At 33.8% G+C, this 16,506-nt stretch carries 13 protein-coding genes; 10 read left to right on the plus strand and 3 right to left on the minus strand.

Going from position 1 to position 16,506, the window contains the following annotated elements:
• Positions 1–4 precede the first annotated feature (4 nt).
• The 4 genes from AMD28_RS01410 to AMD28_RS01425 all read left to right on the plus strand — a co-directional run bounded on the left by AMD28_RS01410 (position 5) and on the right by AMD28_RS01425 (position 5,450).
• A complete protein-coding gene (locus AMD28_RS01410; protein WP_055442374.1) occupies positions 5–1,195 on the plus strand; it encodes an acetyl-CoA C-acyltransferase in 1,191 nt (396 codons plus the stop codon).
• Positions 1,196–1,334: 139 nt separating this feature from the next.
• Positions 1,335–3,143, plus strand: a complete 1,809-nt coding sequence (locus tag AMD28_RS01415; RefSeq protein ID WP_055442375.1) for an acyl-CoA dehydrogenase family protein — start codon at positions 1,335–1,337, stop codon at positions 3,141–3,143.
• 85 nt (positions 3,144–3,228) lie between these two features.
• Positions 3,229–4,872, plus strand: a complete 1,644-nt coding sequence (locus tag AMD28_RS01420) for a M1 family metallopeptidase (RefSeq protein ID WP_055442376.1) — start codon at positions 3,229–3,231, stop codon at positions 4,870–4,872.
• A 5-nt stretch (positions 4,873–4,877) separates the two neighbouring features.
• Positions 4,878–5,450 carry a YdeI/OmpD-associated family protein gene (locus tag AMD28_RS01425; protein ID WP_055442509.1) on the plus strand — a complete coding sequence of 191 codons (573 nt, stop codon included), beginning with the start codon at positions 4,878–4,880 and terminating at the stop codon, positions 5,448–5,450.
• 81 nt (positions 5,451–5,531) lie between these two features.
• Here AMD28_RS01425 and AMD28_RS01430 read toward each other — a convergent pair whose 3' ends face one another.
• The 3 genes from AMD28_RS01430 to AMD28_RS01440 all read right to left on the minus strand — a co-directional run bounded on the left by AMD28_RS01430 (position 5,532) and on the right by AMD28_RS01440 (position 8,972).
• Positions 5,532–6,998: a sigma 54-interacting transcriptional regulator gene (locus tag AMD28_RS01430; protein ID WP_055442510.1), complete on the minus strand. Its 1,467-nt coding sequence runs from the start codon at positions 6,996–6,998 to the stop codon at positions 5,532–5,534.
• A 114-nt stretch (positions 6,999–7,112) separates the two neighbouring features.
• Positions 7,113–8,240, minus strand: coding sequence for a vWA domain-containing protein (locus AMD28_RS01435; RefSeq protein ID WP_055442377.1), 1,128 nt, complete (start codon positions 8,238–8,240; stop codon positions 7,113–7,115).
• Between the two features lie 54 nt (positions 8,241–8,294).
• Positions 8,295–8,972 carry a Crp/Fnr family transcriptional regulator gene (locus AMD28_RS01440; protein ID WP_055442378.1) on the minus strand — a complete coding sequence of 226 codons (678 nt, stop codon included), beginning with the start codon at positions 8,970–8,972 and terminating at the stop codon, positions 8,295–8,297.
• A 106-nt stretch (positions 8,973–9,078) separates the two neighbouring features.
• Here AMD28_RS01440 and AMD28_RS01445 point away from each other — a divergent pair, with 106 nt between their 5' ends.
• The 6 genes from AMD28_RS01445 (at position 9,079) to ccoG (ending at position 16,486) form a co-directional block, all read left to right on the plus strand.
• Positions 9,079–11,454, plus strand: a complete 2,376-nt coding sequence (locus AMD28_RS01445) for a heavy metal translocating P-type ATPase (RefSeq protein ID WP_055442511.1) — start codon at positions 9,079–9,081, stop codon at positions 11,452–11,454.
• 85 nt (positions 11,455–11,539) lie between these two features.
• Positions 11,540–11,728, plus strand: coding sequence for a cbb3-type cytochrome oxidase assembly protein CcoS (ccoS, locus tag AMD28_RS01450; protein ID WP_055442379.1), 189 nt, complete (start codon positions 11,540–11,542; stop codon positions 11,726–11,728).
• Between the two features lie 9 nt (positions 11,729–11,737).
• Positions 11,738–13,921 carry a cytochrome-c oxidase, cbb3-type subunit I gene (gene ccoN, locus AMD28_RS01455; protein ID WP_055442380.1) on the plus strand — a complete coding sequence of 728 codons (2,184 nt, stop codon included), beginning with the start codon at positions 11,738–11,740 and terminating at the stop codon, positions 13,919–13,921.
• A gap of 4 nt (positions 13,922–13,925) precedes the next feature.
• Positions 13,926–14,117, plus strand: coding sequence for a cytochrome c oxidase subunit IV (locus tag AMD28_RS01460; RefSeq protein ID WP_055442381.1), 192 nt, complete (start codon positions 13,926–13,928; stop codon positions 14,115–14,117).
• Entirely contained in the window at positions 14,114–15,001 is an 888-nt protein-coding gene (locus AMD28_RS01465; RefSeq protein ID WP_055442382.1) for a cbb3-type cytochrome c oxidase N-terminal domain-containing protein, read from the plus strand. The genes AMD28_RS01460 and AMD28_RS01465 overlap by 4 nt, the downstream gene beginning before the upstream one ends.
• Positions 15,002–15,061: 60 nt before the next feature.
• Positions 15,062–16,486 (plus strand): cytochrome c oxidase accessory protein CcoG, encoded by a 1,425-nt coding sequence (gene ccoG / locus AMD28_RS01470; RefSeq protein ID WP_055442383.1) that lies wholly within the window; start codon positions 15,062–15,064, stop codon positions 16,484–16,486.
• The last annotated feature ends 20 nt before the right edge of the window (positions 16,487–16,506 follow it).

Genomic DNA, 16,506 nt, shown 5'->3' on the forward strand with positions numbered 1-16,506 from the left:
AAAAATGAAAACAGCATATATAGTAAAAGCATATAGAACCGCAGTTGGTAAAGCACCAAAAGGCGTGTTCCGTTTTAAAAGAACAGATGAATTGGCAGCAGAAACCATCAAGTATATGATGAAGGAATTGCCAGGTTTAGACCCAAAGCGTATTGACGATGTTATTGTTGGTAACGCAATGCCTGAAGGTTCTCAAGGATTAAATATGGCACGTTTAATCTCTTTAATGGGATTAGATATCGTAGATGTTCCTGGAGTAACTGTCAACCGTTTTTGCTCTTCTGGAGTAGAAACTATTGGTATGGCAACTGCAAAAATACAAGCCGGAATGGCAGATTGTATTATTGCTGGTGGTGCAGAAAGTATGAGTAGCGTACCAATGACAGGTTTTAAACCAGAATTGAATTACGATATCGTAAAATCTGGTCATGAAGATTATTATTGGGGAATGGGAAATACTGCCGAAGCGGTTGCAAAACAGTTTAAAGTATCTCGTGAAGACCAAGATGAATTTGCATACCATTCGCATATGAAGGCATTAAAAGCGCAAGCTGAAAATCGTTTTCAAGATCAAATTGTTCCTATTGAAGTAGAACAAACCTACATTGATGCTAACGGAAAGAAAGCTACAAAATCGTACACCGTAACTAAAGATGAAGGACCTCGTGCAGGAACTAGTAAAGAAGCTTTAGCAAAACTTAGAGCCGTATTTGCTGCTGGAGGAAGTGTTACCGCTGGTAACTCGTCACAAATGAGTGATGGTGCTGCTTTTGTAATGGTAATGAGTGAAGACATGGTGAAAGAACTAGGTTTAGAGCCAATTGCAAGAATGGTAAACTATGCTGCTGCAGGTGTGGAACCTCGTATTATGGGTATCGGACCGGTAAAAGCAATTCCGAAAGCATTAAAACAAGCAGGATTAAAACAAGACGATTTATCTTTAATTGAGTTAAATGAAGCTTTTGCTTCGCAATCTTTAGCAGTAATTAGAGAATTAGGTCTTAATCCAGACATTATTAACGTAAACGGTGGTGCTATTGCATTGGGGCATCCATTAGGATGTACAGGAGCAAAACTATCGGTACAACTTTTTGATGAAATGCGTAAGCGTGACATGAAAGGTAAATATGGTGCAGTTACTATGTGCGTTGGTACCGGTCAAGGTGCTTGTGGAATTTTTGAATTTCTTAATTAAGAAAAGAAAAGAGAGCATAGAATAAAGAGGAAAGACTTAAAAAAATAAGACAAATACAAAAAATGATTTCAAGATTCAAATCCGGACTTAAGCTGTCTTGATTCTTGGTTCTAGAAATCTTAAAATCTAATAAAAAAATATGGAAACAACTGAAAAAGACATCTTAAGAGGTGGTCAATTCTTAGTAAAAGAAACAAAATGCGAAGATGTGTTTACTCCTGAAGATTTTTCAGAAGAGCAAACAATGATGAAAGAATCCGTAATGGAATTTAATGATCGTGAAATCATTCCTCATAAAGCACGTTTTGAAGCTAAAGATTATGCATTAACAGAAGAAGTGATGCGTAAAGCTGGAGAAATGGGCTTTTTAAGTGTAGCTGTTCCTGAAGCTTTTGGCGGAATGGGAATGGGATTTGTTTCTACTGTTTTAACTTGTGATTATATTTCAAGTGGAACGGGTTCTTTTAGTACTGCTTTTGGTGCACATACAGGAATTGGTACCATGCCAATTACCTTATATGGAACCGAAGCACAAAAACAAAAATACGTGCCAAAATTAGCTTCTGGTGAGTGGTTTGGAGCATATTGCCTAACAGAGCCTGGTGCTGGATCGGATGCAAATTCGGGTAAAACAACAGCGGAACTTTCTGCAGATGGGAAATCGTATAAAATTAACGGACAAAAAATGTGGATCTCAAACGCAGGTTTCTGTAGTGTGATGATCGTTTTTGCTCGTATTGAAGGAGATAAAAATATTACGGGTTTCATCGTAGAATATAATGGCGATACGCCAAACGGAATCACTTTAGGTGAAGAAGAACATAAATTAGGTATTCGTGCGTCTTCTACACGTCAAGTATTTTTTAATGATACTGTAGTTCCTGTTGAAAATATGTTAGCTGGTCGTGGCGAAGGATTTAAAATCGCAATGAACGCACTTAACGTCGGACGTATTAAATTAGCTGCGGCTTGTTTAGATTCACAACGTAGAGTACTATCTATCGCTGTAAATTATGCGAACGAACGTAAACAATTCAAAACAAGAATTTCAGACTTTGGTGCTATTAAAACCAAATTAGCAGAAATGGCTGCTAGTGCTTATGCTGGTGAATCTGCAACCTATAGAGCTGCTAAAAATATTGAAGACAGAATCGCAATGCGTGAGGCTGCTGGAAATACACATCAAGAAGCAGAACTTAAAGGTGTTGAAGAATATGCTATTGAATGTTCTATCTTAAAAGTTGCTGTATCGGAAGATGTACAAAATTGTGCAGATGAAGGTATCCAAATTTTTGGCGGAATGGGATTCTCTGAAGAAACTCCAATGGAGTCGGCTTGGAGAGATGCTAGAATTGCACGTATTTACGAAGGTACTAACGAAATTAACAGAATGTTAGCTGTTGGTATGTTAGTTAAAAAGGCAATGAAAGGTCATGTAGACTTATTAGGTCCTGCTTCTAAAGTACAAGAAGAATTAATGGGAATACCTTCTTTTGAAACTCCAGATTACTCAGAGTTATTTTCAGAAGAAAAAGAAATGATTAAGAAGTTGAAAAAGACTTTCTTAATGGTTGCTGGTGGAGCGGTTCAAAAATATGGTCCTCAATTAGAAGATCACCAACAATTATTAATTGCAGCTGCAGATATCTTAATTGAAATCTATATGGCAGAATCTGCAATTTTAAGAACAGAGAAAAATGTGAAACGTACTAGCGAAAAAGAGCAATCTGCTCAAATCGCTATGGCGAAATTATATTTATATCACGCTGTAGATATCGTGGAAGAAAAAGGAAAAGAAAGTATTATTTCTTTTGCTGAAGGAGACGAACAACGTATGATGCTAATGGGACTTAAACGTTTTACAAAATACGCGAACTATCCAGACATCGTAGATTTACGTATCGAGATTGCTGAAAAAGTAAAAGCAGAGAATAAATACTGCTTCTAACTTTAAGTTTAATTAGAATTTAAAAAGTCGTTTCAGAAATGAAACGGCTTTTTTATTTTCCTTATTTTAGAGCAAAATTAAATTCATGAAAAATCTATTCCTTATAATCACTTGTTTTATAGCTACTTCTTGTTTATCTCAAAAAAAAGATGGCTTATTTCAATCTAAAAATAATTTCACAAAACAAGATACTTTAAGAGGAAGCATCACTCCTGAACGTGAATGGTGGGATTTAACCTATTACCATTTAGATATTAAAGTAAATCCAGACGATAAAACTATTGGTGGAAAAAACACCATTCAGTATACTGTTTTAAAAGAAAACAACATCCTACAAGTAGATTTACAAACGCCTTTAAAAATCACCAAAGTAACACAAGACAACAATGAACTAGAAATAGAACATGTTGGAAATGCACACTTTGTAACTTTAACAAAACCACAAAATATTGGCGATGTAAATAGCATCGATGTCTTTTATGAAGGGACACCTAAAGAAGCTGTTCGTGCTCCTTGGGATGGCGGTTTTTCTTGGAAAAAAGACAATAATGGAAAACACTTTGTAGCTACTTCTTGCCAAGGATTAGGAGCTAGCGTTTGGTGGCCAAATAAAGACCATATGTATGACGAGGTGGATAGTATGGATATTAGCGTCACCATTCCAAAAGACTTAATGAATGTATCTAATGGAAGATTAAAAAGTATTGTCAAGAATAACGATGAAACCATTACTACCAATTGGCATGTTGCAAACCCGATTAATAATTACGGAGTAAATGTAAACATTGGAGATTATGTGCATTTTTCGGAAGTATATAAAGGTGAAAATGGCGATTTAGACATGAATTATTACGTACTACGCGATAACTTAGAAAAAGCGAAAGAGCATTTTAAAGACGCTCCAAAAATGATGAAAGCTTTTGAACATTGGTTTGGTCCTTACCCTTTTTACGAAGATAGCTTTAAGTTAGTGGAAGTACCTTATTTAGGTATGGAGCATCAAAGTTCTGTAACCTACGGAAACCAGTATAAAAAAGGATATTTAGGCAGAGATGTTTCAGGTACAGGCGAAGGATTAAAATTCGATTTTATTATCATTCACGAAGCTGGACATGAATGGTTTGCCAATAATATTACCTATATAGATATTGCAGACATGTGGATTCATGAAAGTTTTACTAATTATTCTGAAAATCTATTTTTAGATTATCATTATGGCAAAGAATCTTCTGCAAAATATGTTATAGGAACCCGTAAAGGAATTAGAAATGACAAACCAATTATTGGAGAATACAATGTAAACAACGAAGGTTCTAGTGATATGTACAGTAAAGGTGGAAACATGTTACACACGCTTCGTCAGCTAATTGAAGACGATGAAAAATGGCGACAAATTCTTCGTGGATTAAACAAAACATTTTACCACCAAACCGTTACTACACAACAAGTCGAGAATTATATTAGTGCCCAATCTGGAATAGATTTAACTGCATTTTTTAATCAATATTTAAGAGATACTAGAATTCCTACCTTAGAATATGAAATTAAAAACAACCAACTAAAATATAGATGGACGAATATTGTTGCAGATTTTGATATGCCAATTCAAGTAACCATTGATGATAAAGAACAGTGGATTTTTCCAAATAACGAATGGAAAAAAACAGCGATTAAAAATAAAGACATTCAAATAGACGAGGATTTTTATGTAAAATCAAGCAAACTTTAATGGTAATGGAATTAGCAGAACTATATTTTAAATCCGATAACGAATGGCGCGAATGGCTACACATTAATCACGATAGTGATAATGGCATCTATCTTATCTTTTACAAAGTGGACCATAAAAACGAAAGCATGCGTTGGGAAGAAGCGGTTAGAGTTGCTTTATGCTATGGTTGGATTGATAGTACTGTGAAAAGTTTAGGAGACGGAAAACGAAGACAATATTTTTGCAAACGAAATCCAAAAAGTGTTTGGAGTGCTTTAAACAAAAGGCATATTAAAGATTTACTTGCGGAAGATTTAATGCATCCCAAAGGATTAGAAATTATAAAAACAGGAAAGAAAAATGGGAGCTGGACCGCTTTAGATGCTGTGGAGAAAGGAATCATTCCGGAAGCACTACAAATTGCTTTTAACAAAAATCCTAAAGCATTGGAAAACTATAACAACTTCGCTCCTTCTTATAAAAAACATTACTTGTATTGGTTACATAGCGCCAAACGTGAAGCTACAAAACAAAAAAGAATCGCAGAGATTATAAAACGCTGCGATGCTAATATTAAATCTCGGGATACTTGGTAAACAATATTATTTAGACTCCCATTTTCACGGGAATGACAGTTTCAAAAACCTTTAAAAGCTAATGTTTTAAAGGTTTTTGAATTAAATACCACTTAGAAAACTTCCGTAAGGATCTTTAAATTGAATCCCTTCAGTAAACCTATGTTTACTTAATTGCTTGTACTCTACCAAAGCCCAAAGCACAAATTCTTTTACAAAATAACTTTCTTGTTTCGATAATTTTGGTTGGTGTTCTGCTAACAAATCATCTAAAGGAGAAACAGCGTCCAGTAAATTATTATATTCTTTATCTCTTAGGCTATCTAGTAATTCAAATCCTTCCGAATTATTAAAAAACCACGAAATAATAGCGTCATACGGACTTTCATCCTCTTGTTTTCTTAGTTTTTCAATCTCTGGAAAAAATTCTGGGAACAAACTTTTTACTGCTTCACCAATTAAATTATAAGCCACTTGTGCAGCTCCTTCCTGTTCTCCTTCATATACCAATTCCACTTTACCAGTAATTGCTGGAATGATCCCTAAAAAGTCGGATAATCTTACGGTTGTAGTTTCATCTCCTGATTTTAGCGAACGCAATTCTGCCGTACTTAATAAATTCTCAAAAGCAGTAATACTTAATCGTGCACTTACACCACTCTTTTCGTCAATAAAATCACTTTCACGTGCTTCAAATACAATTTGTTCTAACAAGTCTTTTGCTAATTCTGGTACGTGAATGCTTTCTTTTTGTCTTGCATCCGATTTTGCTTCTTGCTGTGTAATGGTTTTTGCAGTTTCAATATCTGTTGGATAATGCGTTAATATTTGCGAACCAATTCTATCTTTTAAAGGAGTTACAATACTTCCTCTGTTGGTATAATCTTCCGGGTTTGCAGTAAATATAAACTGCATATCTAAAGGCAAACGCAATTTGAATCCTCTAATTTGAATATCGCCTTCTTGTAAAATATTAAATAAAGCCACTTGAATTCTTGCTTGTAAATCTGGTAATTCATTAATCACAAAAATACAACGGTTTGCTCTTGGTATCATTCCGTAATGAATCACGCGATCATCAGCATAACTCAACTTTAAATTCGCTGCTTTTATTGGATCTACATCACCAATAATATCTGCAACAGTTACATCTGGAGTCGCTAATTTTTCAGCAAAACGTTCGCTTCTATGCATCCAAGTAATTGGAGTGCTATCCCCTTTTTCTTTAATCAATTCTTTAGCATAACGAGAAATTGGTTGCAACGGATCGTCATTAATTTCAGAACCTTCCACCACAGGAATATATTCGTCTAACAAATTCAGCATTAAACGTGCTAAACGTGTTTTTGCTTGTCCGCGTAATCCTAAAAAGTTAATATTATGTCTGGATAAAATAGCACGTTCTAATTCCGGAATCACGGTATTTTCATAACCATGTACTCCTTCAAAAACAGTTGTTTTATTCTTTATTTTTTCAATTAAATTATCTCTTAATTCGTCTTTAATCGATCTGCTTTTATATCCAGCGTTTTTTAATTCGCCTAAAGTATTTATATCTTTTATTTCCATATTTTTTTTATTCTTTTTTAACTCCTCTTTCTTTTGATTTTCTTTAATGAAACTCAAAATTCATTCTCCTCTTAAAATAAGAGGAGAGTTACTTCTTATTTAACAGTTCGTTAATTAGCCTTTAATTCTTTTCTTCCTATTGGTTTCGTAATCTTCAAAAATCATTTCCCCTAAACCTTTCAAACCGGTATAAAATGCTTTCCCTTGATTGGCATGCGTAAACTCTTCTACAAATTGCATTAAATACGGATCTTGCGCAATCATAAAAGTGGTAATAGGAATATGTAATTTTCTAGCTTGTTGCGCTTGTGCATAACATTTATTCGTGATGTACGGATTCAATCCGTTGCTGTCTTTATAATACGTTCCGTCAGGCATTTTCAAGCAACTCGGTTTTCCATCGGTTATCATAAAAATCTGCTTGTTGGTATTTCGTTTTCTTCGTAATAAATCCATTGCTAACTTTAATCCTGCAACCGTATTGGTATGGTATGGACCAACATTTAAATAGGGTAAATCTTTAATTTTAATAGGCCAAGCATCGTTACCAAAAACTAAAATATCTAAGGTATCTTTTGGATAGCGTGTGGTAATTAATTCGGCTAAAGCCATTGCTACTTTTTTGGCAGGAGTAATTCTATCTTCGCCATACAGAATCATAGAGTGGCTAACATCGATCATTAACACGGTACTCATTTGCGATTTATGCGTGGTCTCTTCCACCACCAAATCGTCTTCGGTGAGATTAAAATCGCCAATACCGTGATTAATTTGTGCGTTACGCAAACTTTCGGTCATAGACACTTTATCTAAGCTATCGCCAAACTGGTAATTTCTAAAATCGCCAGTATGCTCATCTCCTATTCCGGCACCTTTACTTTTATGATTTCCAGAACCACTACGTTTAATATTTCCAAAGATTTGATCTAATGCAGATTGCCTAATAGCACGTTCGGTTTTTGCTGTAATAGCATTCCCTTTTTTACCATCTGGTTTAATTTCTTCACGTATATACCCTTTATCTTTCAGGTCTTCAATAAAGTCGTCTATGGTATATTCGGCAGTAGTTAACTCATACTCTTTATCTAATTCGCGAAGCCAACTTATAGCTTCGTCAAAATCTCCAGAAGTATGTGTAATTAACTCTTTAAATATATCAAAAAGCTTCTCGAAAGGGGATTGTGAAGGTGCTTCGTATGTTTTAAATACAAAGCCTTTTCTGTGTATATTTTCTTTTTTCATTGCAGCATAAAAATACTGCTTTTTTAATGGAAGAATATTAAATCTATAATAAAATTACTCTATAGATTTTAATTTTTGAAGATTTTCAATTTTAATCCATTTACCAGATGTAGAAATTAATCCTTCTTTTTTAAATTGAGACATAATTCGTATTGCAGACTCTGTAGCTGTACCAACCAAATTAGCATAGTCTTCTCTTGAAAAATGGATAGCCAAAAAGCCTTCTTCATTTTCTCCAAAGTTTTCAAACATATAAATAAGAATATCTGCTATTCTATTTCTAACAGATTTTTGAGCCATATTGACTATAATATTATCCGACTCTCTTAAATCGTTTGCCATTTGCTCTAACATAGAATGACAAAACTCCGGATTCTTACTTAAATCATCGACAATTTCTCTTTTAGGAATAAAACAAACTTCCATATCGTTAAGTGCAATGGCACTTAAATTTGCAGATTCTTTACCAATTAAAGAACGTTGGCCTAATAAATCGCCTTTTACAACCAGTTTTACAATTTGCGCTCTTCCGTTAGGACTTAGTTTAGATAATTTACAAACGCCATCTTTAATACAGTAAATGCCATTTATCATTTCTCCTTCCTCAAAAATAGTTTCTCCTTTCTTAATTGTTCTAGACGTTTTACAATTAGAAACTCGTACCAATTCGTCTTTGGATAAGGTTTTTAAAGCATTAAATTGTTTTACTATACACTGGTTACAATTACTCATATGGACTTTTAATGTTTGGCGAAATTAATTAAAACATGACAAATATCATAGTATATTAGCACATGTTTAGTGACTTTTGTTACAGGTATAAATGAGCAAAAAAAATATGGACAAGTCTACTTGTTTTCATTGTGGTGATGATTGTGATACAATTATTCAATTTAACGAAAAGTCGTTTTGTTGTAATGGTTGTAAAACCGTTTATGAAATTTTCTCAGAAAACGATTTAACTTGTTACTACGATTTACAATCTTCTCCTGGAGCAATTCCGAAGGAAATTCAAGGTAAATACGATTTCCTTTCGCAAGAAAATATTATTGAAAAATTAACCGAATTTAATGATGGTAACACACAAATAGTTACCCTTTACATTCCGCATATTCATTGTAGTTCTTGTATTTGGATTCTAGAAAATGGAAATAAATTAAATCCAGGGATATCCACCTCACAAGTTAATTTTGGTAAGAAAACCGTTCGTGTTACTTACGATACCGAAAAAACATCGCTTAAAGAAATTGTGATACTTTTAAGTAGTATTGGTTATGAACCTTATATTTCTTTAGACGATTTTAAAACCGGAAAAGAACATATTAACAGAACACTAATTTACAAATTAGGAATTGCAGGTTTTGCATTTGGTAATGTGATGTTTCTTTCTTTTCCAGAGTATTTTGAAGTTGGTGAATTCTGGTTAGAACAATACAAGCACTTGTTTCGTTGGCTCATGTTTGCCTTTTCACTTCCTGTCGTTTTTTATGCAGCACAAGATTATTTTGTTTCGGCATTCAAAGGTTTACGTGCTAAACTTTTAAATATAGATGTACCAATAGCTTTAGGTATTTCGGTTTTATTTATTCGAAGTACTATAGAAATCATTTTCGATTTAGGATCCGGTTTCTTCGATAGTTTAACGGGTTTGGTTTTCTTTTTATTACTCGGAAAATTCTTTCAGCAAAAAACATATTCCTTCCTTTCGTTTGAGCGGGATTATAAATCGTATTTCCCAATTGCAATAACTAAAATTTCTTCGGAAGAAGGCGAAACTCCAATTCAAGTTTACGAAATTAAAAAAGGAGACCGATTACTGATTAGAAACGAAGAGTTAATACCTGTAGATGGTATTCTCATTAACGGAAAAGCACGAATTGATTATAGCTTTGTAACTGGAGAATCGGAAAACGTTAGTAAAAATTCTGGTGACAAGCTATTTGCAGGAGGAAAACAAACCGCTGGAGTGATAGAAATGGAAGCCTTGAAATCGGTAGAACAAAGTTACCTCACGCAATTATGGAGTAATGATGTATTCAGTAAAAATAAGGAAGACGGATTTACCACGCTAACTAATAGAATTAGTAAACGTTTTACCATCGCTGTACTAAGTATTTCAATACTAGCAACTACTTTTTGGCTGTTTGTAGATGCATCGAAAGCCATGAATGTTTTTACTGCTGTACTTATTATTGCGTGTCCGTGTGCCATTGCGCTCTCTGCTCCTTTTACCTTCGGAAATTTACTTCGCATCTTTGGAAAGCAAAAATTCTATGTTAAAAATGCTTCGGTTATAGAACAGTTAGCTGCTATAAACACGATTATTTTTGACAAAACAGGAACGATTACTTCCAACAAACAAAGTACGGCAACTTATGAAGGGGAAACGCTTTCTACTTCCGAAGGCATCTTACTAAAAAATACGCTTCGAGGTTCTAATCATCCACTAAGTAGAACATTGTATGATATTTTAGACGAAAACAATATCATTACTTTAAATCATTTTGAAGAGCATTTAGGTAAAGGTATTGAAGCTTCCCATAATAACGAAAACATAAAAATTGGTTCTGCAAGTTTTGTGGGTTCTTCAGAAGCTTCCGTTTTAAATACAGCGGTTCATATTAGTACTAACAATATTTATAAAGGAAAATATACTTTTTATAATAGCTATAGAAAAGGGTTGTCAAAACTCTTCAATAAACTAAAAAAACATTACGATTTGGTAATCCTTTCTGGTGATAATGAAGGAGAATTGGAAAATTTAAAAAAAATACTTCCAAGTAAAACGAAGTTAATTTTCAATCAGAAACCAGATGACAAATTAGAATACATCAAATACCATCAAACCGAAGGTGCAAAAGTGCTCATGATTGGAGATGGTTTAAATGATGCTGGTGCTTTGGCGCAGAGTAATGTTGGTATTGCATTGTCGGAAAACGTAAACGTCTTCTCTCCAGCTTGTGATGCTATTTTAGATGCTTCTAAATTCAATCAACTATACAAATATATCAAAGTATCAAAAAGTGCTATACAAATTATTAAATGGAGTTTTGTACTTTCATTTGTATATAACGTAATAGGTTTGTACTTTGCAGTAACCGGACAATTAGCTCCTGTAGTTGCCGCCATTTTAATGCCTTTGAGTTCTATTAGTATCGTAGTGTTTACAACCATTGCTACAAATATTTTAGGAAGAAAATTGGCAAGAAATTAGAATGAATACAAATAACTAAACATGATAAAAATCATGTTTTACAAAACGGTTTACATGTAATTTTGAACCATAACTTCTAATAGGTATGAGTGTTATTTATATTTTATTGACTATCAGCATTATAGTTGCAATCGGTTTTTTTGCAGCTTTTATTTATGCCGTAAAAAGTGGTCAATTTGATGATAGCTATACCCCTTCCGTTAGAATGCTTTTTGAAGACGAACTTGTTAAAGAGAAACCAAAACCAACTATAAAAACTAAAAAGACTAATTAATTATTTATTATGGAAAAAGAACAATTCTATTACGATAACAAAATCGTTAAAAATTTCCTTTACGCTACTATTCTCTGGGGAGTTGTAGGTATGGCAGTCGGCTTAATGCTAGCTTTCCTTTTCATTTTTCCCAATTACACAGAAGGCATTTCCTGGTTAAGCTTTGGTCGTTTAAGACCATTACATACCAACGCTGTAATCTTTGCCTTTGTTGGTAATGCTATTTTTGCAGGTGTGTATTACTCTTCACAACGTCTTCTTAAAGCGAGAATGTACAGTGATCTATTAAGTAAAATTAATTTTTGGGGATGGCAAGCCATTATTGTTGGTGCTGCTATCACATTACCTTTAGGGTATACTACCTCTAAAGAATATGCAGAATTAGAATGGCCTTTTGATATTGCTATTGCGCTTATTTGGGTTGCCTTCGGGATCAATTTAATTGGTACCATGATTAAAAGAAGACAACGTCACTTATATGTTGCTATTTGGTTTTACATAGCCACTTTTGTAACCGTTGCTGTATTACATATCTTTAATAGTTTAGAGCTACCTGTTAGTGCTATGAAAAGTTATTCGGTATACGCAGGAGTTCAAGATGCACTGGTACAATGGTGGTACGGACATAACGCCGTAGCATTCTTTTTAACAACACCTTTCTTAGGATTGATGTACTATTTTGTACCTAAAGCTGCAAACAGACCTGTATATTCATATAGACTTTCTATCATTCACTTTTGGTCTTTAATCTTTATTTATATCTGGGCTGGACCTCACCATTTACTATATACTGCTTTACCAGAATGGGCACAAAATCTTGGTGTAGCATTTTCTGTAATGTTATTAATGCCTTCTTGGGGAGGAATGATAAACGGACTACTAACACTTCGTGGTGCTTGGGATAAAGTACGTACAGATCCTGTTTTAAAATTTATGGTTGTTGCACTTACCGGTTATGGTATGGCAACTTTTGAAGGACCTTTACTTTCCCTTAAAAATGTAAATGCAATTGGTCACTTTACCGATTGGATTATTGCGCATGTTCACGTTGGTGCTTTAGCTTGGAATGGTTTCTTAGCCTTTGGTATGATTTATTACTTAGTACCAAGATTATTTAAAACGAAGTTATACTCTCTCGGACTTGCTAACTTGCATTTCTGGATTGGTACTTTAGGTATTATATTTTATGCTTTACCGCTTTACGTTGCTGGATTTACACAAGCAAGTATGTGGAAACAGTTTAATCCAGATGGTACCTTAATGTATGGTAACTTCTTAGAAACTGTTACTGAAATTATGCCAATGTACTATATGCGTGCTGTTGGTGGAACGCTTTATATTGTAGGAATGTTAATTCTTGTATATAACGTTTATATTACAATAAGACAAGGTAGTAAAGTAGAAGACGAATTAGCCGAAGCTCCTGCATTACAGCATGTTTCTAAAAAACGTACTGCTGGCGAAGGATGGCACACTTGGTTAGAGCGTAAGCCTATTAAATTAACTATTGGAGCAACCATTGCTATTTTAATTGGTGGTATTGTACAAATTGTACCAACTATCATGGTAAAATCCAATATACCAACTATTGCAAGCGTAAAACCATACACACCTTTAGAATTAGAAGGTCGTGATATTTACATTCGTGAAGGTTGTGTTGGATGTCACTCACAAATGATTCGTCCTTTTAGAAGTGAAGTAGAACGTTACGGAGAATACTCGAAAGCAGGGGAATATGTTTATGATCATCCATTCCTTTGGGGATCTAAACGTACTGGACCAGATTTACATCGTATTGGAGGGAAATATTCAGACAACTGGCACTTAAACCACATGTATGATCCACAAAGTACGTCATCAGGTTCTATCATGCCATCTTATAAATGGATTATTAGAGATGAACTTGACAAATCACTTACTGAGAAAAAAATGGAAGCTATGGTAACTTTAGGTGTACCATATAGTGATGATGAAATTGCAAATGCACAACAAGCCATGTTAGATCAAGGTATTCAAATTGAAAAAAATCTATATGCAGATCCTGATTTCGCAGAAACATACGAAGCAGATAAAGCAGCTGGAGGTGCAGAATTTATAGAAATGCGTAATCGTGAGATAGTAGCACTAATTGCTTACTTACAACGCTTAGGTACCGATATAAAAGTGAAAGATTTAGAAACCACTCAAAACTAGAATTATGTTAAAGTTTGTAAAAAATTATATGGACAGTATTTCTGGAATAGAAATATATCCAATTATATCCTTACTTATATTCTTCGGTTTTTTTGTAGTCCTATTTTTATGGGTATTTACAGCAAAAAAAGAATATATAGAAAGTGTAAGTAATATACCATTAGAATTAGATAACCAAAACCAATCCGAATTATGAGAAATTTATTTCCGTCTTGGCTTAAGATACCAGTCCTATTTTTTATCATTTTAGGCATTGTAGAGTACTTTGTCGATTCTGGTACAAAGCCAGCATTTATAGAGAAACCAATTATTATGGTATTCTTACTACTCGTTTTACTAATATTAATTGCTACAGAAGCTATTGTAGGTTCTATGGCTAATATTCTATATCAAAGTTTAGACGAAGAAGGAAAAGCTAGATATGATGCATCACAAGTAAAAACATCCAAACTGGTTACTTGGGTAAACAAAACCTACACCAAATTACTAGGTGCTAAACCAATTCAAGAAGAGCACGAAATTATTCTAGATCATAATTACGATGGTATTAAAGAGCTAGATAATGATCTTCCGCCTTGGTGGATTTACAGTTTTTATATTTCTATAGTATTCGCAATTGTATATTTTGCCAGATTCGAAATATTTAATGGTGAAAACCAGTATATGGAACTAGAAGCAGAATACGCACAAGCAAAAATTGATATTGAAGAATACAAAAAAACAGCGAAGGATTTAGTTGATTTTAATACTGTAGAATTGTTAACGGATGCTTCCGATTTAAATAATGGTAAAAAAACATTTACCGAAAACTGTGTTGCTTGTCATAAAGCTGATGGTGGTGGTGGAATTGGACCTAACCTAACAGATAAACATTGGATTTTAGGTGGAGGAATTAAAAATGTGTTTAAAACAATTTCGGAAGGTGGACGTGATGGAAAAGGAATGATTTCATGGAAACAGAGTTTAAAACCAGCTGAAATTGCGCAAGTAGCAAGTTATGTACTGCAATTTCAAGGAACCACACCTGCCGAACCAAAACCTGCAGAAGGCGATGTTTGGGAAGGCACTACAAAAGAATAGAACATTTTGAACAAGACCTATCCGTTTTTTAAAACCGGATAGGTCTAAATAAAATAGATTTTGGAAACACCACAAAACGAATCTTTTAGAGACACCATTGGTACCATTAATGAAGAAGGTGGTCGTGCTTGGGTATACCCCAAAAAACCTAGTGGTAAATATTATAACAAGCGAAAAATAGTTAGCTACGGTTTACTTATTTTTCTTATTGCTGCTCCTTTTATTAAAATAAATGGCAACCAGTTTTTATTGTTTAATATTCTAGAACGTCGTTTCAACATTTTTGGTTTACCATTTTGGCCACAAGACTTTTACTTATTTGTAATGTCTATGCTAATTGGTATTGTATTTATCGCTTTGTTTACGGTAAGTTTTGGACGTGTTTTTTGTGGTTGGATTTGTCCGCAAACTATTTTTATGGAAATGGTTTTTAGACGTATTGAATATTGGATTGATGGCGATAGAAACAAACAACGCAAACTAGACAAACAAGAATGGAATGCCGAAAAGATTAGAAAACGAGCTTTAAAATGGTTTATCTTTTTATTAATCTCCTTTGTAATTGCTAATGTTTTTTTAGCCTATTTAATAGGAAGTGATAAACTAATAAAATATATAACTGGCAATCCGTTAGACCATTTAGGTACACTTTTTCCGCTTATTATTTTTACTGCTGTCTTCTATTTTGTTTTCGCTTGGTTTAGAGAACAAGTATGTATTATAGCTTGTCCGTATGGTAGATTACAAAGTGTATTATTAGATAATAAATCTATTGTAGTTGCTTATGATCATAAACGTGGTGAAGGAGAAAACGGACGAAAAAAATTTAGAAAAAACGAAGACAGAGAAGCACTTGGTCATGGAGACTGTATCGATTGTTTACAATGTGTAAATGTTTGTCCTACAGGAATCGATATCAGAAATGGTACACAATTAGAATGTGTAAACTGTACTGCTTGTATTGATGAATGTGATCATATTATGGAAAGTATCAACCTTCCAAAAGGATTAATACGATTTGCTTCAGAAGATGAAATAGAAAAGAAAGAAAAATTCAAAATTACTGCAAGAATGAAAGGATATATTGCTGTTCTTACTATTCTTACTGGTATGTTATGCGGAATGTTGCTTTTAAGAAATGACGTTGAAGCTACTGTTTTAAGACTTCCAGGGCAATTATTTGAGCATAAAGGAGAAAATATAATAAGTAACGTTTTCACCTTTAAACTTGTAAATAAAACAACGAAGGATATTGAAAACATAAAATTCAAACTTAGAAAACAAGAAGGGGAAATAAAAATGGTTTCCACTGCTGCTAATTTTGAAGTTCCTGCACAAGGTTTGGCAGAAGGAACCTTATTTATTGAAATAGATAAAAATAAATTGAAAGGAGACAAAAACAAACTTATGATTGAGGTATATAGTGGCGATGAGATGATTGAAACCACTACTGTGAACTTTTTAGGGCCACGCAGTTATAATTAAAAAGAGATTCCCTCCTTCGA

Origin of the sequence: Lacinutrix himadriensis (assembly GCF_001418105.1) — a bacterium.
GTDB classification, from domain to species: Bacteria; Bacteroidota; Bacteroidia; order Flavobacteriales; family Flavobacteriaceae; genus Oceanihabitans; species Oceanihabitans himadriense.